Genomic DNA, 22930 nt, shown 5'->3' with positions numbered 1-22930 from the left:
ATTGCACCCCCTAGTGATTTCCTAAATATGCTTCATACTTCTCGACGCAATAACATTAACACCCGTTCCCAATAAATTGCTGATGACGACATCGCCACGTTTAATCGGCGCTTCTACAACGACGTCATCAATTTTTTTCATCGCTTCAAAAATGAGTTCTTTTGGTATTGGCTTTTCGGTTCGCACAGGCAAACGTTTTAGCAAGCTGCCACGTATGATCATCGTCGTCGGCAGCATTCGAGTTGGATTCGTCATTTCTTCAATGGCATATGCTTCACCGCGCTTGCATTGATTGCCAATCACATTTAATGTTCCTGTATCATCTGCTGACGTCACCGTTAAGCGACAGCCCATTGGACAGACAATACATACCATTTCCTTGGTCATACCCTTCCCTCCTCTAATACAACTGATACCGTCATTTCAGCCTGTGTCTCTTTAATCAGCTGCTTATCAATGTCAACGCGTACCATTTCGCCCGGCGCCAAATGGCGATGTTTAACGCGTTTGATTTCCACACCTCCTAATTTTACTGAGAGCGACGCATTGTGATAGACATTGCGTACACGCATAAAAAGTGCCACTTTGCCATCAATACTATCCATATCAATTTGCTGTGGAACAATGTACCCAACGCCTTCTTCCGCTTTCGTTCGTATAACAGTTCCCTTATGATTAGAACGCGATTCATCCATAACATATTTTGCTGCCGCATTGCCGGCATGGCGACTTTCTTCTGTTACAAAGTCGACGAGATCATGAACGTGAACCACATTGCCACAGGCAAAGATCCCCGGTATTGTCGTTTCCATATTCGAATTGACAACAGGGCCGTTTGTCACAGGATCAATTGCTATGCCAGCTTTTCTGGAGAGTTCATTTTCCGGAATGAGACCTACCGACAAGAGGATGGTATCGCATTTGTATTCAATTTCTGTGCCGGGAATTGGCTGCATTTTCTGATCTACCTTCTGAATAACAACCCCTTCAACACGATCCTTTCCCTTAATTGCCGTTATTGTATGACTGAGCATCAGTGGGATATTATAATCGTCAAGACACTGAACGATATTACGCGTTAAACCGCCTGAAAACGGCATAATTTCTGCAACCGCCAACACTTGCGCACCTTCAAGTGTCATTCTTCTCGCCATAATGAGCCCAATATCGCCTGATCCTAAAATGACGACGCGCTTGCCAACCATATAACCTTCGACGTTGATATAGCGCTGGGCTGTCCCTGCGTTAAAAACACCTGCAGGGCGATATCCTGGGATAGCTAAGGCACCTCTCGTGCGCTCTCTACAGCCCATGGCAAGCACAATCGACTTCGCATTGATTATTTGAATGCCTTTTTCCGAATTGCTAATGATGATTTGCCGATCTTGTGTAATCTCAAGAACCATCGTATCCAAAAGGTATTCAATGGCCATTGCTTCAAGTTCATCGATAAACCGCTCTGCGTATTCCGGTCCTGTCAATTCCTCATTAAACACGCGAAGACCAAAACCGTTATGAATACACTGTTGCAAAATACCGCCAAGCTCGCGATCGCGCTCAATGACCAAAATCGACTTAGCCCCTTGCTCCCGCGCTTCAACTGCCGCAGCCAACCCCGCCGGACCGCCTCCAATTACAACAATATCATATTGCGTCATCTTCATCCCCCCGTTTTGTCTTGCCCGTCAAGATATAAGAATCCAAACCTTCTTGTTTGATATCTGTCATCTTGAGTGAAAGTTCCCGCGTCAGAATTTCCATTACGCGTGGGCCGCAAAAACCGCCTTGACATCTACCGGCTCCCGGTCTCACACGCCGCTTAATGCCGTTGAGTGTTCTGCCTCCGGCATTGCGGTGTATCGCATCAATGATCTCACCTTCTGAAATCATCTCACACCGACAAATAATCCTGCCATATCGCGGATCTTTTTCAATCATCTCCTGTTTTGCCTCAATCGTCATATCCGCAAACTTGACCCTCGGTCGCCTGATTGGATTAAAGGCCGGATTTTCAGCTGTATTCGGATTAATGTCAAGGTAAATACTGGCAACGCGCTCTGCAATGGCGGGCGCTGATGACAACCCAGGCGATTTTATGCCGGCTACATTAATGAAATTTTTGACTTCCATTGATTCTTCAATAATAAAATCGCCGGTTGACGGTTCTGCACGAAGACCCGCAAAGGTTGTTATATTCAGTTTATAAGGCACAACTTCACATATAGCGGCCGCTGTCTCCCTGATATATTGCAGCCGATCCCCGGTGGTATTGGTCGCTTCCTTATCAAATGGCGTTAAGTCCTGCGAATCAGGGCCAATGAGCACATTGCCGTCAATAGTAGGTGCGACGAGTATCCCTTTGCCGAGTTTACTCGGACATGGGAAAATAACGTGATTGACAAGGCCATTCGCTTCTTTGTCAAGTAAATAGTACTGTCCGCGTCTTGGTTTTATTGTAAAGTGTGAATCAGCAACCATATTGTAAACGGCATCTGCATAGACACCAGCCGCATTGATAACGGTGCTAGCAGTCACCGTTTCATCTTTTGAATGAATTTCGAAGCATCCTGCCTTCCGATCAATTCCCTTAACTTCAAAATTCAGCTTTAACGATACACCATTGTCCATTGCGTTCTCACAATAGGCAATTGCAAGTTCCCACGGTTCGACAATACCTGCTGTTGGCGCATACAGTGCTGCTTTTATAGACTGATTAAGATTCGGCTCTCGCGCAGCAACGGCATCGCCTGACAAAATTTCGAGTCCGGGAACACCAAGCAATTTACCGTTTTCCAGCAGCGATTCCAGTGTTTCAAGTTCCTCATCATGCTGCGCCACGACCAGTGATCCCACGCGTTTAAAAGGTACATCCAGTGCTTGGCAGACTTCATCGTACATGGCATTCCCCTTCACGTTCATTTTGCCTTTTAATGAAGTCGCAGGTGCATCATAGCCTGCATGAACAATCGCACTGTTTGCCTTCGTCGTACCGACGGCGACATCGTTGCCACGCTCAAGTATGACGATCTTTAATGCATAGCGTGAGAGTTCTCTTGCCACGGCGCTGCCAATAACGCCCGCACCAATAATTGCAATATCGTACATAGATATCCCCCTAGATTTCCATTTGATCCATCCCGCCGCCGAGACGATCCCAACAGCGTCTATATCAAACTGCACCTTGGTTCATGGCTACCAAGGACAGGTTTAAATCTATATGATCTCTTCTATGATCTCTTCATAAAAAAAACCGCTACTAAGCAAGCCCACTCCCGTGGGCCACTTATTAGCGGTTCTCATCACTCTTACCTTTCAATATCCAATTGTTATTTCCAGTATATCACAGTCAAACTGTCCTGTATAGCCGGATAACTATTTTTCCCAGGCTTTCGCACGTTCAACTGCTCTGACCCAATCTTTATAGATTTTTGCACTGTCTGCGTCAGCCATTGCCGGTTCAAAAACTTGATCGACCGCCCAGTTCTTGACAATTTCATTTTTAGATTGCCAGAAGCCAACTGCCAAACCTGCCAAATAAGCCGCACCAAGCGCTGTCGTCTCCGTAACTTTTGGACGATGTACTTCGACACCTAAAATATCAGACTGGAACTGCATCAAGAAGTTATTCGCAGTTGCACCGCCATCAACTTTCAGTGCTGCAAGTTTAATGCCGGAATCATCTTCCATCGCACTAATGACATCTTTTGACTGGTATGCAATTGACTCGAGCGCTGCGCGGATCACATGATTTCTGTTCGCACCGCGTGTTAAACCAACCATCGTACCACGTGCATACATATCCCAGTGCGGTGCGCCAAGACCTGCAAAAGCAGGTACTAAGTAAACGCCATTTGTATCGTCAACTTTTGTCGCAAAGTATTCACTATCAGCAGAGTCATTAATGAGCTTGAGCTCATCTCTAAGCCATTGAATCGTTGCGCCACCCATAAAGACCGAACCTTCAAGTGCGTACTCTACTTTGCCGTCAACACCCCAAGCGATGGTCGTCAAGAGGCCATTCTTAGATTGAACGCGTTTTTCACCTGTTTGCATCAGGATAAAGCAGCCTGTGCCATAAGTGTTTTTAACCATACCGTCTTCAAAACACGCCTGTCCAAAGAGAGCTGCTTGCTGATCCCCTGCAATTCCTGCAATTGGAATATTCGCGCCGCCAAATGTTTTGGCATCTGTATGACCGTATACTTCAGATGAAGGTTTCACTTCCGGCAGCATTGATTTTGGAATACCGAGCTCTGCCAAAATCTTATCATCCCATTTAAGATCGCCGATATTGTAAAGCATCGTTCTAGATGCATTCGAGTAATCAGTCACATGTACTGCACCACGAGTGAGGTTCCAAACGAGCCATGTATCAATATTGCCAAATAAGAGTTCGCCTTTTTCAGCTTTTTCTCTGGCACCTTCTACATTATCCAATATCCACTTTACTTTTGTCCCTGAGAAATAGGCATCAACAACAAGTCCGGTCGCATCACGGATATATGCTTCAAGGCCCTTTGCTTTCAAATCATCACAAATTGCAGCTGTTCTACGGCATTGCCAGACAATTGCATTATAGACGGGTTTGCCTGTTGCCTTATCCCAAACCACCGTCGTTTCACGTTGATTGGTAATCCCAATTGCCGCAACTTCATCCGGGCTAACGCCTGCTGTTTCCAGAACTTCTCTGGCAACACCTGACTGTGAGCCCCAGATTTCCATCGCATCATGCTCAACCCAGCCTGCCTTTGGATAGATTTGTGTGAACTCTTTTTGAGCGACCTTGACAATTTGTCCCGCTTTATTGAAGAGAATTGCGCGCGAGCTCGTCGTCCCTTGATCTAATGCTAAGATGTACTTTTTATCCATGGATATGCCTCCTTAAATATTATAAACAAGATAAAATGAAACCGCCGAGTGTACCACCGATAATTGCAAAGAGTGCATTGGTAAGGCCTTTGCCAACGTGATCACCAGAAACAGCAGAGGCAACGAACAAGCCAATACCCGCTGCAAATGCCATATCTACCCATGCGCCTGTTTGAACGATCAAACCGACGCCGTGATTAATGGTCCATGCAAGACCGACGATAAATGATGCAGCCATCCAGCCACCAATCGGTCCAAAATCTTCAACAAACTTATCCCATAAAAGTCTGACTAAAAATGGAAAAATAAAACCACCAGCGATTGTCGTAATGATATTTGCCATTGTCATGATTCCGCCTCCTATTCTGCTTTCGCTTTATAGCGTTGAAAAGCAACGGCTGTGACCCCACCAAGAATCCCACCGATAGCAACAAATAATAAAGTTGGAAGCGCATCCACGCCAACGCTGATCCCATTTTCAAACACGCCGCGCATTAAACCCGCCGTACCAATACCGAGTGCCATGTCTACCCAAGCGCCGTCATTGTTATGTACACCGAGATAGTGATTCATATACCACATTGAGCCGATAATTAAAAAGCCGGCAAACCAGCCGCCGCCAATGCCGTAAGCACCTGAGAATGCGCCCCAAACGCTCATGACGAACATACCTGCAATCGCAGTTCCAATGATCGTAAATAAATGTTTCACTTCATTCCACCCCTTCTCTTAGTCGTTCCATATTTCCCTTTTGCTCGTTGAAATACCGCTCGCACCTGCCTTCAGACTCTGGATAATGTCATCCTTTGTCGTGATGAGGCCGCCAGTTATAATCGGCTTCTTCGTTAAGCTGACAAACTGACTGGTCATCGTCGGCATGATTCCTGGCAATATTTCCACTGCATCGGGAGAACAGTCGTACACGGACTTCACACCTGATTCAAAATTGTGAGAATCCAGTAAAAAAATACGTTGAATGGCCATGACATTCATTTTTTTGCACGCCTTAATCAAATGCGTTTTTGTCGTAATGATCCCGTCGGGCTTCGTGACGTCACATATGAATTTCAGCCCCATTAAATCCCTCGACAATCCCTCCACAAGGTCTGCGTGAACAAATACTTTTTTACCGGTCGCCTTCACACGACTCACCGTTTCTTCAAGTGACAGAATATTGCTCGTCAGAAGAAAAACAATTTCCACTTGTGAATTAAGCGCTTCATCCAGTGCATCTTCATGATGGATAGCTGCAATGATAGGATTAATATGAAGACCAGATAATAATTGGTTTCCCATTTGCACCTCCACAACTAATATACGTTGCAAATGTCATGCCAAACATAGAATTGCGCATATTGTACTGTTTGACGTACATCTGCAAGTTAGAAAGGTAAAATTTTCCCAAGTTGCTCGCGTTTTTTTCGCATCGTTTTGATATTTTTTACCAACGCTTGCGTCGTTTTATACTTGCTAAATCATATTTAAGGCTGTTAATGATCACCATTTAATTCTTCATGCATCAAATCAACGCGCTTTTTTGCCTCATCTAGCGCCGTCCTGCCAGTCGGTGTTATGTAGTAGTACTTCCGTTGTTTTCCTGAAACGGTTACCATTTCCTGCGTTAAAAGTTCCATAGACAGCATTTGCTTTAAAATAGGATAAAGTGTTCCAGGGCTAAGCGCATAGCCATGTGAAGCGAGTTCGTCAATTAGCCAAGCGCCATAAACAGGCGCTTTTTCCGCATGGTATAAAATATGAACTTCTATAAAACCGAGAAAAAGCTTTCTCAAGATCCTTTCTTGCATCAATTGCCTCCTACTGCTATAATATGATTATTAATAACGATATCGTATTTCGATATCGTTTACCGTAATGATATTGTAACATGGCGGCATCTCTATTTCAACCGATCAACCATGAATGATATACCCTGCTAAGGAGGCATTTATGCCACGTATTTTAATAAAAACAGAATCTCTTAATTTTAACCATATGATTCGGTATCCGGATCTTCAAATTCAGGCTGAAAAGCTTACTTTTATTAAAGGACCAAGCGGTACCGGCAAAACAACACTGCTGAAACTGTTGAATGCGACGACATCACCTGCATCCGGCACCATTTGTTTAAATGATGAATCCATCGATTCTATTGACGCAGTTTTGCTGCGGCAACAATTGCTGCTATGTGGTCAAACCGTCTACTTATTCGACAGCACCATTCGCGAAAATTTCGCCCATTACTACCGTTATCGAAATTTGGCAATACCCGATGATGACACCATACAAAAGTATCTCACGCTCTGTTTAGCACCGTTTCCACTGGATACACACTGTCAAACACTTTCCGGCGGTGAACGGCAACGCATTTATATCGCAATTTTTCTCTCATTTCAATCAGACGTCTTGATGCTTGACGAACCAACTTCGGCACTTGACGAAACGACGAGCCGGAAACTCTTTGAAAACCTAAAACTACTGATGACTGATACAAACAGGACGCTTATTGTCGTCAGTCATGACCAGCGGCTGATCGAAACATATGCAGATGCTGTCATCGACCTTGATGCTATAAAAGAACAGACTCAGCGATCTGTCGTCAATACGGCTTTGACCCAAAAGGAGGCATAATCCATGAATGATATTATTCAGTTAAACCTCATTCAGTTCAGCAGCATTTACCTGCTTTTGCTCGTCGTTCTAGCTGTCATGAAACGTGCCGAAATAGAACAGTCAAAGCTGCTGGTCATCGCCAGTATTCGCATGACGATACAGCTTATTCTCGCAGGGCTTGTTCTCACTTACATCTTTGATAATCCACACCCGCTCTGGACGCTTCTCTATATCTTTTCGATGATCGCCTTTGCTTTTCACCGTGTTCTGTCAAAACAGCCGGGGCTCAATCGCGCCTTCAAAATCGGCATTATGATTTCCATTGCCCTGAGCGGTTTACTTGTCATTCTCTACTTTATCGGCGGTGTCATTGGAATCAGCGTTTTCAATCCGCAATATACCATTCCCATAGGCGGCATGATTATTGGCAATGCAATGACTGGCGTTTCACTTGGCATAAAAACTTTTATGACGAACCTCGCCTCAGATCGCAATAAAATAGACACCCTGCTGAATCTTGGTGTCGAACCGCGGAAAATACTATTGCCCTATGTTAATCAAGCGCTTGAGACAGCATTATTACCGACGCTCAACAGCATGTTGAGCATGGGGATCATCTCACTTCCGGGGATGATGACCGGTCAAATTCTTTCGGGGACACTTCCGCTTACAGCAATCATGTATCAAATCGCCATTATGGTTGCCATCTGTACAGCGGTTTGCCTTTCTGTCTTTTTATCACTCACTTTTGGTTATCAATCTCTTTATAATCATCGACAGCAGATTCGGCTTCCCTAAGTATTCAAATACAGTCAATTTTTTTAGTTTATACAAAACGGTATCCAACACACTGATGATGGATACCGTTTTTCGATGATCAATACGCTGTGAAATCAATAAAAATCCTGTTTATGCAAAAATCTTTATTGTACTTTTAATACCAGTTAAAAGCACTACATCCAAACAACATCCGGTTTATTCCTCGGCACCGTTCGCTTATAGGTGACATTTGGCTGCCCAACAACCATGCATGTCACAATTTTCGTACGATCTGGCACACCTAAAAAATCAGCAATTTTCGGATTCATCGCAGATGCTCGGATAAAGAAACCGCTAAACATGGTTCCGAGACCCATTGCGTTTATCATTAGTTCCATATTCGAAGATGCCAATGCGCCGTTTACCTGCGAATCAGCAACGACGACAATAATGGCGGGCGCATTGAAGAAAAGTCGGTCATTGGCAACCGGATCCAGCTGATATGCCTCATACATTTTTAACCACAGCTTTGCATAGCCGGACGATTCGCGTTTGCCTTCTTCGACTTCTTTAATAAAAAACTTTGCCGCGTCATTTAAACTTTCAAAGATAAGACTTTTTAAAGCATCGAGTTCTTTTTGTACAACAATAAATGAAACATCTTGCAAGTTGCCGCCGGTTTGTGTAAATCTGCCTGCATCAATAATTTTCAAAATCTGTTCTTGTGTCAATGGCTGATTCTTAAAATTGCGTATCGTACGTCTGAAATGAATAAAATTCATCAACTTTTTCGGCGCAATATCAAAGTCATCAGCATTGTATTCAACAACTTCCGACATGTCTAAATGATCACAAGTCACCGCGTTTACGGGGCAAATCGCAACGCAATGCCCACAGGCAATACAAGTACGATTTCGGATAACAGCCTTGCCATTCTCATTCATCTTGATATCTCTTGGAAAACAATCCGCTATACATTTTCCACACCCTGTACATTTTTCTTGGTTAACGATAAACATGGTTAATCTCCCTCTTTATATTGTTATACTCATGCTCATTATAACATAAAAAAACCTTTGGAACGCCAACTCAATTGGCTATTTCCAAAGGTTAAAATAAATTGCATCGCTTTTCTAAATCGCTTCGAAACAACCTCCCTTATATTAGGTTGCCAATCACACACAAATGTGCAGATTATTGAATTTCGATTTGTCGTTTGCTTTCGATTTTTTGCTGTTTTGGCACATAAAGTTTCAGCATGCCATCTTCTAATTTCGCACTGATGTTTTCAGAATCGACATCACCTAAATAGACACTGCGCTTCATGGCGCATTTTCTTATTTCTCTGTGAAGGTAATTATTTTCTTTTTCTTCTACTGTTTCATCGCGATCAATGTTAATCATCAGCCGATTTTCATCTAATGTAACATTAATTTCATCTTTACGAACGCCTGGCACTTCTGCGACGATTTCGTAGTGATCAGCTTCATCTTTAACATCAACTTTAAACGTATCTGCTGCGAGACTTCTGCGTGCTGGCCAGCTATCTGAGAAAAAGTCGTCTAAAACATTGTAAAAATCATTACTAAAAACATCGCCTCTTCTTCTGTTAAATGGTACTAAACCTGTCATGTTAAACAACTCCTTTCAATTTTTATAATTGGTAATATATTTGAATTGTTAGCACTCTATCTCGTTGAGTGCTAACTCTTAATTATGTTATACACCCTCCTTCTAAAAATTTCAAGGGGTTTTTACATATTTTTTTGTAACGATTATGTAAACCGTTTGTAACGATAAAAAAGCTGTCATTCACTTGATGATCTGACAGCTTTTTGTATTAAAATTCGTGTCCATTAACTTGGTTCACTTGATACATTCTCTTTGATCTTCCTATTTATACATCGCCATTGTAACGGCATCATTAATCCATGGTTTCAATAAAAGCAGCCAATTCAGCCATCGCTTCTGCTTCATCTGCACCTTCGCAAGTAAGTGTTACAACAGACCCCTTTGCGGCACCAAGCGTTAAAATACTCATGATGGATTTGCCGTTTATCTCTTTTCCTTCACAAGAGATATTAATATCACACTGATAACCCATTGCTTTTTTGGCAAAAATAGAAGCTGGTCTTGCGTGAAAGCCTGCCTCTGCTGCGATAACGATTTCTTGTTTCATGATCATAACCTCCTTGAAAATGTTTCGAGATATGCTTTTATTTCGTCAGCTGTTTTAAGTGCCATCACGGTATCCACCAATGTACCAAGCGCTCTTGTATCCAAACGACGAATAATCTCTCTTGATTTTAGAATTTTTGTTGGCGACATGCTGAATTCTTCAAGTCCCATACCCAGTAAAAGCGGAATTAATAATTTATCACCAGCTGCTTCACCGCACATGCCAACCATTTTACCTGCATTCTTACACGCTTTAATGGTCTGATAAATCATCCTCAAAACAGCAGGATGGAAAGTATTGTTCAAATTGCCCAGCAATTCATTCATACGATCAGCTGCCATAACATACTGTGTCAAATCATTGGTACCAATGCTCATAAAATCAGCTTCTGTCGCTAAAATATCGGCAATCGCAGCTGCCGAAGGCACTTCTACCATAATTCCCACTTGAATTGCCTCGTCATAAGGCTGATTCAATTTTTTTAATGTCTCTTTCGCCTTTTGAACAGCTTCTTTTGCCGACCGAAGCTCATCATATGTTGCAATCATTGGAAACATAATTTTGACAAAGCCGTAATGACTTGCCCGCAATATTGCCCTGAGCTGCGTCTGAAACAAATCATCGCGGTCGAGACATATGCGAATCGCCCGATAGCCTAAAAATGGATTCATTTCTGAAGCGATATTTAAGTAAGGTACATGCTTATCACCGCCTGCATCCAATGTCCGAACGATTAGGGGCTTGCCTTTTAAAATCTCAGCCGCGCGTTTATACGCTTCAAACTGCTCATTTTCCGTTGGTGCCGTTTCACGATCCATAAAGAGAAACTCACTTCTAAAGAGTCCAACACCATCACCACCGTTTTCCATAACGTGAACAGCATCTTTCGGATTAGCGATATTGCCGGAAATCTCAACGGCAATGCCATCTATCGTCATACTTTCAGCTGTAATCAGTTTCTTAAGCGCTTCCGCTTCTTCTTTTTGCTGTTCAAGTTTTGTCGTTAGCTTTTGCATCATATCTGTACTAGGAGATTCAAAAACCTCGCCTGTACCGCCATCAATAATCAGTTGAATGCCCTCTTCAATTTTTTTTGTTGCTTCGGGAACACCAATGACAGCTGGAAGTCCCATCGTTTTAGCGATAATGGCAGAATGTGAACTGGCACTGCCAATTTCAGTGATAAACCCTTTAATAAATGGATTTGTAAAGCCAACGGTATCTGAGGGTTCAAAATCACGGCCAACGAGAATAGTGTCTTCTTGAATAAGTGAATAGTCCACAAGATCGATGCCGAGCATGTTACTGAGCAAACGATGCGAAACATCTCGCAGATCTGCAACGCGCTCTTTTATGTAGGCATCGTCAATCCCTTCAAAAATTTGAATAAAGGCACGCGTCGCCTTATCAGTCGCATAGGCCGCATCACACTTCTCTTCTTTGAGAATTTGTTCAATACTGCTCATCCACTCGGGATCCTGAAGAATCATTTGATGCGCCTCAAAAACCTTCGCTTCATCTTCACCAATCTGCCGTTTAGCTACGTCTTCTAAATTTTTAAGCTGTTTTTCTGTCATCGCTACAGCGTCCGTCAATTTTTGCCGTTCTACATCAGTTTGTACCTTATTCTGCTTTGTCACTTCTATGATTGGCTTGTTGACAATTCGTGCCTTTCCAATGCCGATTCCGTCGGATGCCGCAATTCCATTCATGATTTAACCTCACATTCTACTAATCTTTGATGAAGGCGATTTCGGCCTGTCACCAAAATCGCCTTGCAGCAAAGTGCATGTCTATCTAGTCTCGCTTATTGGGTTTTATGGCTACCAAAATGGCAGCGGTTACTACTGATCCAGCAACAATTGATACCACGTACATTAACAAATTGGTGACGGCATTTGGTATAAAGAAAACAAATAACCCGCCATGCGGTACTGCTAAGCCGCAGTTAAAGAGCATTGACAACCCGCCTGCCAAAGAAGAACCAATGACAATGGCTGGAATAACACGTGCTGGATCTGCCGCTGCAAACGGAATGGCGCCCTCTGTAATAAAGGAAGCACCAAGTGCATAGGCAGCTTTACCGGCTTCATATTCTTCAACTGTAAATTTTTTCTTTGCAAGTGTGGTTGCAAGGGCAATACCAAGTGGTGGCACCATTCCGGCTGCCATGACAGCTGCCATGACCATCGAAGGTTGACCCGCTACCAGGGTGCCGGCACCAAAGGCATAGGCAGCCTTGTTAATAGGCCCGCCCATATCAAATGCCATCATTGCTCCCAAGATAATCCCCAGTATAAAACCATTGGTACCACTCATGCCAGACAACCAGTTGTTTAACGCTGTATTGATTGCACTGACCGGTCCGCCGATAATATAAATCATGCCGAGACCGACAATTAACGTACTCAGTACTGGTAAAATAAGAACTGGCATTAGCCCCTGAAGTGTCTTCGGCAATTTAATCACTTTTTTCAAGGCTTCAACGGTATAGCCTGCAAAGAAGCCTGCGAGAAGGCCGCCTAGAAAACCTGCGCCGATAGATGCTGCCAACATCCCTCCAACCATGCCGGGAACCAAACCTGGTCTATCGGCAATGGAGTATGCAATATAACCAGCTAAGATTGGCACCATCAGTGCGAAAGCTGATCCGCCGCCAATAGTCATAAGCGCTGCTGCAACTGTTCCCTCCTCCTGGAATGCTTGAATGCCAAATACGAACGACAATGCAATCAAAATACCGCCTGCGACGACAAATGGGATCATAAAAGATACCCCCGTCATTAAATGCTTATAAAAAGCTGGCTGTTTGGATTTCTTGTCCTGTTTCGCAGATGCGACTTGTTCAAGCAAGTCACTGCCGTAAACAGATGCCGTCTTCGTTTCATCAATTAGACCCTTAGCATTTTTAATGGCATCTTTAACAGATACTTTCACGAGTTTTTTACCGGCAAACCGTTCGAGCGGCACATTTGTATCCGCTGCAATAATCACCGCATCCGCTGTTTCAATATCCGCTTCAGTCAATTCGTTTTCTGCACCAACTGACCCTCTTGTTTCAACCTTCATGTTGATGTCCATTTCATTTGCTGCGATTTGGAGTGCTTCGGCCGCCATATAAGTATGGGCGATCCCGGTTGGACATGCAGTTACAGCTACAATTTTCATAGCAATGCCTCCTTTTCAAAACAACCTCAATTAAATTTATGATTCCTCTAAGATGCGAATCACGTCTTCATAGCTTTTGGCTTGCATCAACGCATCTCTAACCGCTTGATGCATCAATTTTCGCGAGAGCATCCCAAGAATTCTAAGATGTTCATCGCCTCCTGCTTCAGGAACGGCTACCAGAAAAAGCAGATAAGCCGGCGCATCATCCATCGATTCAAATTCAACGCCTTTTTGGCTTCTGGCGAATACCAGCGACGGTGTTTTAACGCCATCGCTCTTGCCATGCGGGATAGCAACGCCCATGCCAATACCCGTACTGAATTCAGCCTCTCTATGAAATACAGCTTCCGCATACTTACTTCGATTATTGAGCTTTCCGCTCGCTTCCAAACAATCAATCATCGCTTCAATCGCATCTGCCTTTTCAGTTGCTTCAAGCGATTCAATAAAAAGTTCTTTTGTCAATAAATCCGTTATCATCCTTTGCTCCTCCCTATTATGTGAATACAAGCATTCTCACCTATCCTACACGTTAAATGATATGATGGTTAAATCATTCAATGAAGACTGTCGTCGAGATCTGAGTACAACTTATCCCAAACGCTCGCGCTTGCTTAAACACGCTATAATTTTTGAACAATCACACGCTTTTGATAATCAGGCATCTTTGCCAAATCACCTGTCATACTGCCCTCTGTAGTAATAACACAGGTTGCTGCCGCTATGGCTTCGCGAATAATCGTCTCCGGTGCTTCACCACGGCTAAGTCCGAGTGTAAGTCCTGCTACAATGGCATCACCTGCACCAACCGTTGACTTAACCGGAACCTTCACTGCATTTGCTACAATGGCCCGCTCGGCATCAACCCAAAGCAAACCTTTTTCCCCCATACTGACGACAACCGTTGAGATACCTCTTTTGATAATTTGCCTTGCATATGCTATGGCAGATACTGAATCTTCTATTTCGACATCAAACAATTCACCGAGTTCATGAATATTGGGCTTGATGAGCCACGGCTTATATTGAAGCAGTGTTTCCAGTTGTTTTCCGCTGACATCAGCAATAATCTTTACACCAATGGCTTCAGCATGTGAGAAGATCGTTTCATAAAATGCTGTATCAATCCCTTTGGGTGATGATCCGGAAATCACCAGCCAATCGCGTTGTTTAACGGCTTGTGTAATCGTCTTCGCCAACAATTGGCATGTTTCCCTATTTAATGCAGGCCCCGGTTCATTAACATCTGTAAATGTATGATCGACCGGATCAACTAGCTTTATATTCTCACGTGTATTACCCTCTATTTCGAATACTGCAATATTTAACCCGTCAGCGTTAGCCCTTTCTTTGATAAACTTGCCGTTTTCACCGCCGAGCACGAGGAGCGCCTTAGAAGATCCGCCCATGGCATTAATGGTCTTTGTAACATTTAATCCTTTGCCGCCAATATCACGGCGAATGCGCTGAACACGATTAACTTGATCAACACGAAAGTTGTCGATAATAATCGTTCTGTCAATTGCCGGGTTCAGTGTTACCGTTAATATCAATTGAATCACCTGCTTTCATGATTAAATCTACCCCTGATTTTTCAAATAATTCAAAAAATTCTTTATTAGGGGACTGATCGGTAATGATTCCGTCTACTTCCGTTAAATCGGCAAAGTACGCCAAACTTACATGACCAAACTTGTTATTGTCTGAAACGATAAAGTTTCGGCGAGCCCGTTTGATCATCGTCGCCTTCGTTTCAGCTTCAATCAAGTTCGGCGTTGAAAAGCCATCTTTAGAAATCCCATTGGTACCAATAAATGCGATATCTGCACTTAGTGTTTGAAGATTTTTATCTGCCAGTGGCCCCACCAGCGCATGCGTTTTCCATCGCATCATACCGCCGGTCATTATGATTTCACAATCGGGATTATTCTCCAACACATTGGCGACATCAAGAGAATTGGTAATGACCGTAAAATGCTTCGCTTTAATGCGCTTTGCAATTTCAACCGTTGTCGTGCCCGCATCCAAAATCACAACATCATGATCTTTTATCATCATTGCCGCCAAAAAACCAATCGTACGCTTTTCTTCTTGATAGCGATCTGACTTTTCAATATAAGTCGGTTCCCACTCGCCTTCATCAATGGCCATTGCACCGCCATGCGTCCTAATCAGTAAATGCTGTTCTTCCAATTCGCTGATATCTTTTCGAATTGTCGGCTCTGAAACAGCGAATTTTTGTGCCAATTCCAGATTTCTTACTTTGCCATTCATATGAAGCAATCTAAGTATTTCCCGTTTTCGTTCTTCTGCAAACATTAATGCCTCCAAACATTTATCATTTTGTGTATCAACCGTTGCGATTGTTATGCTCTGTTTCAGTTCGCCTTGTTTTAATTTGTTTTTTGATTCGTTTCGATTTATTTCGTTTTGTCGTTTTAAAATTATGATAATTTAGTTTTATTCAAATGTCAATACGATTCGCTTTCTTTTATTTTTTATTATACTCGTTTATTTTCGTTTTAAACGCATTTTACTATATTTATCTCTTTTATACTTTCTTTTAACAAAAAAGAACGATCTCAAATGCATTATGAACCGCACTCAATCAGTTTGCATAAAAACGAACTGATTGGATAGCCGATTCAAAATAATCATTTTAAAACCGTTCCTAAAAATTATTTGTACATTTAAAAACACTATTTTTTAAATTCTGGGATAAGATATGGGGCTTCTTTACCTGAAAGAACAGCAACAAGGCTTTCAGCAGCCGCCATTGCCATACGCGTTCGCGTTTCTTCTGTTGCCGATCCTATATGCGGTACCGTTAAGATCCTTGGATGCTTTAACAGCGGACTATCTGTATTGATGGGTTCATGGCAGAATACATCTAATCCAGCACCCCATATACCACCTGTATTAACGGCATCAAACAGTGCGGCTTCGTCAACTGTTTGACCTCTTGAAGCATTTATAAAAACAGCCGTCTTTTTCATCTGCTTGAAAGCAGCAGCATCCATCATGCCGTACGTTGATTCAGTCAGCGGCACCATGAGAATGACAAAATCCGATTCTGAAAGCAATGCTGTCATTGACGCATATGCGATCCCCCATGCCTTTTCAGCATCTTCATCACGGTGTCGATTATGATACACCACCGACATGTCAAATCCGGCTTTTGCCCGCTGAACGATTTTTCTGCCGATACGCCCCATGCCGATGATGCCTAATTTTTTATGGTGAACATCCAAGCCAAAGAGGGTCTCTACATCAGTTGGCTGCCAATTGCCGGACTTAACATAAGAATCCAGTGCGGCAATACGCCTGGCAGTCCCAAGCATCAAAGCCATGACGAGATCTGCAACGGTATCATCCAATACTTCCGGTGTATGAGTCCCAACAACGCCTTTCGCTTTCATTGCCTCTAAATCCAAATGATTGTATCCTACTGAAATAGTGCTGACAACTTTTAATTGATCTGCCTTCGACAGTGTTTTTTCCGTGACTGGCATACCGCTGACCATAACGCCATCAACATCTTTAAGCGCTTCTTCTATTGAACTGTTGTCATTTGGTGTCCAATAACGGCATTCGCAATGCGCGTTTAAGAAAGCACTCACCGATTCCGGCAGTTGCTGTGTCACAAGGATCGTAGGTTTCATATGAATACTCCTTTGAATCAATTGCGTTTCAGATGCTGTAGAGCATTTACCTAATCCTTTAAAAGCACCTGTCCATCTGCTGCTCAGTCTACATCAGTTTCAGTCCTTTGACGGATAATGATTCCATGCCGAGAAATTTACTCGTATCAATCGTAACCGTATCCGTTTTTAAACTTGGATTCTTGTAAAAATATACCGTATAGTTTTCAACATTAAAAACGTCGTATTTGCTGACATCATCTTTCGGTTCGCCTATAGTAACATTGGGCTCGCCAATCTCAACACAGGCACCTGCAATCACAAGTCCTACCGTTAAGATATTCGATTTCTTTTTGTCCAGATAATTTTTAGCCTTTTCAGATATTTCAATTTGCATACTCAGCCTCCTCATACTTTACACTTTGAGTATAATCATTATCATTCAGGTCGTCAATGTCACTGCAGGGCATTATCGTCATAAATATAACGAGATCTTTTATTGTTGCCGCACACACACTTGTTTATAACAGTATTAATAATATATTATACCCGTTATTTGCTTTTAAAAACTTCATTTTCAAAATTCACACACCCCATCAACCGTGCTATTTACAATGCGTTTGCTTTTTTTTGAATTTTCAAAAAATATCATAGAATTTTATTTATAATAGTGTTAATATATAAACGATGTGAGGTGTTTACAATCATACAGATTATAGATAATGATTGATCATCTACTGAAATTATTAAAGGGAGGGGTCCTATGAACAAGAAATTTTCAATTGCACTTGCTCTTTTTGTCATGTTGTCATCTACTTTCGTTTTCGGCGATGTCGATGCAACGACTTCAGCGTCTACTTGGGTTGAAGAGACGCCGACGATGGGTCCGTCAATTGCTGTGCCGGTTGCCGTATCAGGCAACTATGCCACTTACACCGTTAAAGCCGGCGATGTCTTATGGAAAATCGCAATGGACAATGGTATGACTTTAAAAGAACTGCTTGCTGTTAATCCACAGCTTAAAACACCAGACAGCATCGCAGTTGGCCAAGTGCTCAACCTCAAAGCATCAATTGCCATGACTGCGGTAAACGGTCAGCTCTACCAAGGTCTCGGCCATACCGTCGCTTTTAGAAACGGCCCGGGAAAAGACAGCGAAGATGTTCCTGTATACAGCTTTAACATTGCGATGGCAAGTGCCATTTTTGATGCTGAAGGCCGTATCGTAGACGTTTTCATTGATGGTTACGAAATTGCGACGCCAAATTACGATGGTGCCTCTATGCCGCATTTTTCAGGATGGCCCGATAAAGAAGGTTACAATATTACGGATCACGAAACAGAAAAAGTTTCAGGTGTATCTGTTAATACTGCCGAATCGGCTGCCGCAGAAGTCAACGCTTGGGTAACAAAGCGCCAGCGCGGTGATTCATACCATATGAATGAATCCAATGAATGGTATGAGCAAATGGACTTTTATCAATCATTCTTCGTTGGTAAAACAGTCGCTGAACTGGAAGAATGGTTCGCAAAGAACACAACATCAGCGGGACGTCCGATCAAACTTGATACGACAAATGAAGAGGATCTCGCCAAACTGGCAGCACTTACACCGGACGAAATGCAAGTCCATGTTGACGTCGTCTCAGGTGCGACAATGTCGATTCGTGATGCCCATGGCGATTTTCTAGGGGCACTTGCAAATGCATATGCAAACAGGACACCTGTAAAATAACGATTAGATCATTTTAAGCCAGCTTTCAGCTGGCTTTTTTTGTGTCAAGACTTGAGATTCAAAGGTGAATGTGATAATATTATCAAATACTATTCAAATGATAAGTAATGGACAGCGTAAGGGCAAACGTTGCCGCAGATATTTCTGCCTTACTTGTCGTTTTAGTCTAAATACATCATTTTCTTTTGAAGAAAACTATGTCGCAACGATGCGAAAATAAGCTTTATGACAAAGCTTGTTTTCGCATTTCTAACTTTCTAAGACGTTGAAACCGTCTGCATTTTCCCTTCTTTCTGTGATGTTTTACCATATTTTATACAAGTCGTTAGCAGTATCATTTTGCACATTACATAAACATAAAGGAGGCATGCACATGCGTAATAAAAATATCCTAATCTATGCCCTAATTTTGGCAGTTATCAACAGCATCGTCTTTTATCTGACTTTGACCTTTCAATACCATACGAAATTCAGTACACCGATCATTGCCTTAATTATTGGTATCATCATCTTTATTTTCAGCGCTATTTTACTTTGGGCTGCCAACAGACGAGCCTCGTCATTAATGGAAACCGTCAACGACAATCTCGATTCACTTAGCAACGGAAATTTTACCTCTTTGGCTGCTGCCGAATCGAAACATATGCATTTCGGCAAAACCGGCACGCTCTTTGAGAAACTCAGAATAATGTTTAATCAATGGATGACAGACTTGCTTTACTCTGCTGTTGCTGTCAAAACATCTTCTGAAAAAATCAACACAGCAACAACACAAACTTTCGACAGCATCCAGGTCCTCAACCACAGTCTCAGTGATATCCGAAAGATCTTTGAAGAGACAACACATATGCTCTCCAACATTTCCGGCTTAACTGTTGATTTGGCACAGAGCAGTACAACCATCGCCGATCATAGCAATGAAGCAGTGGCCAAAATGCACAGCGCATCTGATACCGCTCAATCCGGCGGTGCAGCCGTTACACAAGTCGTTGGTGCTATGAAGCGCATCAATTTAGATGTTAAGAATGCACAAGCCATGATTTTAAAACTCGAAGCAGCTTCATCTGAGATCGGCAATATTACAGAAACCATTGCCGCAATATCAGAGCAGACAAACTTATTGGCATTAAATGCCGCCATAGAAGCCGCACGTGCCGGCGAATACGGCAGAGGCTTTGCTGTCGTTGCAGACGAAGTAAGAAAGCTCGCCGACGAAAGTCATCATGCCGCTCAAAAGATTGATACCCTTATTAGCGCAATGCAGATTGAGGTTGCCGATGTTGTCAAATCCATTCAAAAAGTACATGATGAAGCGGATGAAGGCGTCGGCGTCGCCGAAAATGCAGGCGATAGTTTAGCTAATATCATTAGTGCCGTATCTCTGGCAGAAACGCTTATTGATAATATTTCCAATGATGTAAAATTTCAATCAGACAATACGACCGGGATCTCTGCCAGCATTCAGGAAATCACTTCACAGGCCGAAACCGGCACAGCGTCAGTCGAAGAAATTACCAGTGTTGTCGAAACACAGCTCGACTTTCTCGCTCAGAATAATCAGAGCGCTGCTGACCTACTGAAAATTGCCAGTAACCTTGACAAAACAATGGCTGTATTCGACAGTAATATTGGCGATCAACTGCTTGCCGTCTGCGAAAAGATTGCCTCTCGTCTGCCGCTCTCCAATGAGGCATTGATCACCTTGTCTAAAACCGTCGGTCTAACAGAAATTCATATTATCGATCGCAATGGTTTTATTAAATTCAGCAGCAGCCAAGCCATTATCGGTTTTCAATTTTCCAGTGAACCCGGTTCTCAAACTTATGACTTTATGCAAATTTTCAAAAACCCATCACGTCGCGTCAACCAAAAATCAGATTTTAGAGATGTCGACGGAAAACTATTCAAGTATGCGGGTATCATTACGAACGATCATCAATACGTCGTTCAATGCGGCCTTGAAGCCTCAGATTTTATGCATTTTAAAGGTGAAAACGCCCTTTCATAACGATTGCCGCTTATTTAAAGTAATGTATAAAGTACTGTTTAAAGTAATGACATCATGATCTCATTTAAATCTAATGTTGAAGCTTTGCACAGATAGATCAGTCAGAATAGCTTTAAAAGATAGACTCATCAGAATTTAATGGCTGGACAACAACCTGATATGTCTTATTGGCTATGGTAATGCGGTACCGTTTTGGTGCCGCATTTTTTACTTTCTTGGATGGCGAATTTGAAAAAAAAGCCGTTAACGCATCCTCATAGGCCTTTAATTGCGCCCGAGCTGCCGATATCGCTCCGGCGCAAAACCGTATGCGGCTACCAGCCTGCTGCTGAACGAAATACGACATATCCGATGTCCATATTTGACCAAGCTGTCTGTACCCACCCGTTGTTTGACGATCCGCCAACAGGACAATTGGTTGTCCATTACCAGGAAGCTGTATTGTGCCAGCCCCCACCGGCACTGACAGCATGTCATTGCCGCCCATCATTTGAATCGCATCACCTGAAAGTCGATACCCCATTCGATCAGACATCGCGTCAATGCGATAATCATTTTTTTGAAATAACTGATGATAGGATGCGCACTGCTCACGGTCAACTGAAGAAGGTGTAAAATGCACCGTTCTTTCCTCATAAGGTATTTTAACCAGCGAATTTGGCATTTTTAAGTATTTGGGCATTGCCGTATCAATAAGCGGCAATTGATCGCCAGGCCTCAGCGCCCGTCCTTCTACACCGCCAAATCGCCCTCTTATGAAAGTGGATCGACTTCCAAGTACCTTGGGCACATCAATGCCACCCGAAACCGCCATATAGGCATAAACGCCCATTTTGGCGTAATTTGCCGTTAGTTCATCACCCTGATGGAGATAAAGCGTCTCATACATTGGTACTGTCCGGTCATTTACTTTGAAATCCATATCAGCACCGGTCAGCGCTACCGCCGTATCAGTACTGAAATGGTATTGACCACCTGTCATCACAAATTCCAAACACGCTTCACCATCATCATTTCCTACGAGACGATTGGCAATTTTAAGGGCATTCGTATCCATTGCACCGCTGACAGGTACCCCCAGCGACTGATAGCCATATCGCCCCATGTCTTGAACCGTGACCATTCCGCCTGCATTTACAACGTGTATAGATCCCATCTTTTTTTACCTTTCTCTATCGCATCATAATCCTGTTCAGAAATAGCGACAAACCTTACCACGTCGCCTGCGTGAATACACGAAGGCGAAAGTGCCGCCACATCAAAAAGTTTTATAGGGGTTCTGCCAATCAGCTGCCAGCCGCCCGGGCTTTGAAGCGGATAAATGCCGGTCTGTCCACCTGCGATGCCTACCGAACCCGCTGCAATAGCTTTCCTAGGCCGCTCTTTTCTTGGCATATGAAGCTTTTCATCAAGACCGCCTAAATATGGAAATCCAGGCAAAAAGCCAATCATGTAAACTGGATAGTCTGGCGCCGTATGGCGCTTTACAACTTCATCCGGCATCATCTGTGCGTATTGGCTAAGTTCATCCATATCCGGTGCATAATCACCTTCGTAACACACCGGAATATAAAGCTTACGTATGGTATGCTGTATCATCACTTCATCAAATGTAAGCAGAAATGCTTCGACGGCATCACAAAGTGAGCTCACGGAAGTCTCCAGAGGATCAACGATCACCGCAATACTATGATAGGCCGGAATAACATCGCGTATCGATTCATTAAATACCGTACGAATTGCTTGTGCTGTGTGATGCACTTGCTGGTTTAATGATACATCGATGACTGATTGCCATCGAATGAGCAGCATCGACTCACTTTCTGTCATTATTTCAATTTTTTTCATCATACTGCGCCCCAGTCTGTTATCTTAAATCGTAACCACTTTCCAGTGGTTGTTCAAACGATCCATTCAAGTGTTTTCTATCAGATGTTCCTATTCCCAATTTTTAAACA

General features: G+C 42.9%; 24 protein-coding genes. 4 read left to right on the top strand and 20 right to left on the bottom strand.

The features are described 5' to 3' along the window. Positions 1-21: 21 nt before the first annotated feature. The 8 genes from KHM83_RS02120 to KHM83_RS02085 all read right to left on the bottom strand — a co-directional run bounded on the left by KHM83_RS02120 (position 22) and on the right by KHM83_RS02085 (position 6674). Positions 22-387, bottom strand: a complete 366-nt coding sequence (locus KHM83_RS02120; protein WP_213235249.1) for a DUF1667 domain-containing protein — start codon at positions 385-387, stop codon at positions 22-24. Next, complete coding sequence (locus tag KHM83_RS02115) at positions 384-1658, bottom strand: NAD(P)/FAD-dependent oxidoreductase (RefSeq protein WP_213235248.1); 1275 nt, start codon at positions 1656-1658, stop codon at positions 384-386. Before KHM83_RS02115 ends, KHM83_RS02120 begins: the two co-directional genes overlap by 4 nt. After that, positions 1645-3105: an NAD(P)/FAD-dependent oxidoreductase gene (locus KHM83_RS02110; protein WP_213235247.1), complete on the bottom strand. Its 1461-nt coding sequence runs from the start codon at positions 3103-3105 to the stop codon at positions 1645-1647. Before KHM83_RS02110 ends, KHM83_RS02115 begins: the two co-directional genes overlap by 14 nt. A 267-nt stretch (positions 3106-3372) precedes the next feature. Next, the gene (gene glpK, locus KHM83_RS02105; RefSeq protein WP_213235246.1) at positions 3373-4869 is read right to left on the bottom strand and encodes a glycerol kinase GlpK; all 1497 of its coding nucleotides are present in this window, start codon (positions 4867-4869) and stop codon (positions 3373-3375) included. A 19-nt stretch (positions 4870-4888) separates the two neighbouring features. Then, the gene (locus KHM83_RS02100; protein WP_213235245.1) at positions 4889-5218 is read right to left on the bottom strand and encodes a Lin0368 family putative glycerol transporter subunit; all 330 of its coding nucleotides are present in this window, start codon (positions 5216-5218) and stop codon (positions 4889-4891) included. Positions 5219-5229: 11 nt separating this feature from the next. Further along, the gene (locus tag KHM83_RS02095; protein ID WP_213235244.1) at positions 5230-5580 is read right to left on the bottom strand and encodes a Lin0368 family putative glycerol transporter subunit; all 351 of its coding nucleotides are present in this window, start codon (positions 5578-5580) and stop codon (positions 5230-5232) included. Positions 5581-5598: 18 nt separating this feature from the next. Continuing rightward, a complete protein-coding gene (locus tag KHM83_RS02090) occupies positions 5599-6165 on the bottom strand; it encodes a glycerol-3-phosphate responsive antiterminator (RefSeq protein WP_213235243.1) in 567 nt (188 codons plus the stop codon). A gap of 194 nt (positions 6166-6359) precedes the next feature. Further along, positions 6360-6674, bottom strand: coding sequence for a PadR family transcriptional regulator (locus tag KHM83_RS02085; RefSeq protein ID WP_213235242.1), 315 nt, complete (start codon positions 6672-6674; stop codon positions 6360-6362). Between the two features lie 142 nt (positions 6675-6816). Between KHM83_RS02085 and KHM83_RS02080 the strand changes: the two genes are divergently transcribed. After that, positions 6817-7497 (top strand): ABC transporter ATP-binding protein, encoded by a 681-nt coding sequence (locus KHM83_RS02080; protein WP_213235241.1) that lies wholly within the window; start codon positions 6817-6819, stop codon positions 7495-7497. Positions 7498-7500: 3 nt separating this feature from the next. After that, a complete protein-coding gene (locus KHM83_RS02075; RefSeq protein ID WP_213235240.1) occupies positions 7501-8277 on the top strand; it encodes an ABC transporter permease in 777 nt (258 codons plus the stop codon). Positions 8278-8432: 155 nt separating this feature from the next. On the opposite strand, the gene KHM83_RS02070 is transcribed toward KHM83_RS02075, so the two are convergent. The 10 genes from KHM83_RS02070 to KHM83_RS02025 form a co-directional block, all read right to left on the bottom strand. Further along, the gene (locus tag KHM83_RS02070; RefSeq protein WP_213235239.1) at positions 8433-9257 is read right to left on the bottom strand and encodes a nitroreductase family protein; all 825 of its coding nucleotides are present in this window, start codon (positions 9255-9257) and stop codon (positions 8433-8435) included. 175 nt (positions 9258-9432) lie between these two features. Then, the gene (locus KHM83_RS02065) at positions 9433-9870 is read right to left on the bottom strand and encodes an Hsp20/alpha crystallin family protein (RefSeq protein ID WP_213235238.1); all 438 of its coding nucleotides are present in this window, start codon (positions 9868-9870) and stop codon (positions 9433-9435) included. 292 nt (positions 9871-10162) lie between these two features. Further along, a complete protein-coding gene (locus KHM83_RS02060; protein WP_246542823.1) occupies positions 10163-10417 on the bottom strand; it encodes an HPr family phosphocarrier protein in 255 nt (84 codons plus the stop codon). A 2-nt stretch (positions 10418-10419) separates the two neighbouring features. Next, the gene (gene ptsP, locus KHM83_RS02055; RefSeq protein ID WP_213235237.1) at positions 10420-12129 is read right to left on the bottom strand and encodes a phosphoenolpyruvate--protein phosphotransferase; all 1710 of its coding nucleotides are present in this window, start codon (positions 12127-12129) and stop codon (positions 10420-10422) included. Positions 12130-12214: 85 nt separating this feature from the next. Further along, positions 12215-13585 carry a PTS fructose transporter subunit IIC gene (locus tag KHM83_RS02050; RefSeq protein ID WP_213235236.1) on the bottom strand — a complete coding sequence of 457 codons (1371 nt, stop codon included), beginning with the start codon at positions 13583-13585 and terminating at the stop codon, positions 12215-12217. Positions 13586-13621: 36 nt separating this feature from the next. Beyond that, positions 13622-14068, bottom strand: a complete 447-nt coding sequence (locus KHM83_RS02045) for a PTS sugar transporter subunit IIA (RefSeq protein WP_213235235.1) — start codon at positions 14066-14068, stop codon at positions 13622-13624. 143 nt (positions 14069-14211) lie between these two features. Further along, positions 14212-15141, bottom strand: a complete 930-nt coding sequence (gene pfkB, locus KHM83_RS02040; RefSeq protein WP_213235234.1) for a 1-phosphofructokinase — start codon at positions 15139-15141, stop codon at positions 14212-14214. After that, entirely contained in the window at positions 15107-15907 is an 801-nt protein-coding gene (locus KHM83_RS02035; RefSeq protein WP_213235233.1) for a DeoR/GlpR family DNA-binding transcription regulator, read from the bottom strand. The genes pfkB and KHM83_RS02035 overlap by 35 nt, the downstream gene beginning before the upstream one ends. Before the next feature lie 380 nt (positions 15908-16287). Next, positions 16288-17250 carry a 2-hydroxyacid dehydrogenase gene (locus KHM83_RS02030; protein WP_213235232.1) on the bottom strand — a complete coding sequence of 321 codons (963 nt, stop codon included), beginning with the start codon at positions 17248-17250 and terminating at the stop codon, positions 16288-16290. Positions 17251-17338: 88 nt separating this feature from the next. Beyond that, the gene (locus KHM83_RS02025; protein WP_213235231.1) at positions 17339-17626 is read right to left on the bottom strand and encodes a CC/Se motif family (seleno)protein; all 288 of its coding nucleotides are present in this window, start codon (positions 17624-17626) and stop codon (positions 17339-17341) included. Between the two features lie 366 nt (positions 17627-17992). On the opposite strand from KHM83_RS02025, the gene KHM83_RS02020 reads away from it, so the two are divergent. Continuing rightward, positions 17993-18964: a LysM peptidoglycan-binding domain-containing protein gene (locus KHM83_RS02020; RefSeq protein ID WP_213235230.1), complete on the top strand. Its 972-nt coding sequence runs from the start codon at positions 17993-17995 to the stop codon at positions 18962-18964. A gap of 373 nt (positions 18965-19337) precedes the next feature. Beyond that, a complete protein-coding gene (locus KHM83_RS02015) occupies positions 19338-20972 on the top strand; it encodes a methyl-accepting chemotaxis protein (RefSeq protein ID WP_213235229.1) in 1635 nt (544 codons plus the stop codon). A 112-nt stretch (positions 20973-21084) separates the two neighbouring features. Here KHM83_RS02015 and KHM83_RS02010 read toward each other — a convergent pair whose 3' ends face one another. Together KHM83_RS02010 and pxpB are read right to left on the bottom strand one after the other, a co-directional pair. Then, positions 21085-22128, bottom strand: coding sequence for a 5-oxoprolinase subunit C family protein (locus tag KHM83_RS02010; RefSeq protein WP_213235228.1), 1044 nt, complete (start codon positions 22126-22128; stop codon positions 21085-21087). Next, a complete protein-coding gene (pxpB, locus tag KHM83_RS02005) occupies positions 22107-22823 on the bottom strand; it encodes a 5-oxoprolinase subunit PxpB (protein WP_213235227.1) in 717 nt (238 codons plus the stop codon). Before pxpB ends, KHM83_RS02010 begins: the two co-directional genes overlap by 22 nt. Positions 22824-22930 lie beyond the last annotated feature (107 nt).

The organism is Fusibacter paucivorans (assembly GCF_018390735.1).
Classification (GTDB): domain Bacteria; phylum Bacillota; class Clostridia; order Peptostreptococcales; family Acidaminobacteraceae; genus Fusibacter; species Fusibacter paucivorans.
The sequence above is the reverse complement of the archived record's forward strand: the minus strand, read 5'-3'. Positions and strand labels throughout refer to the sequence as shown.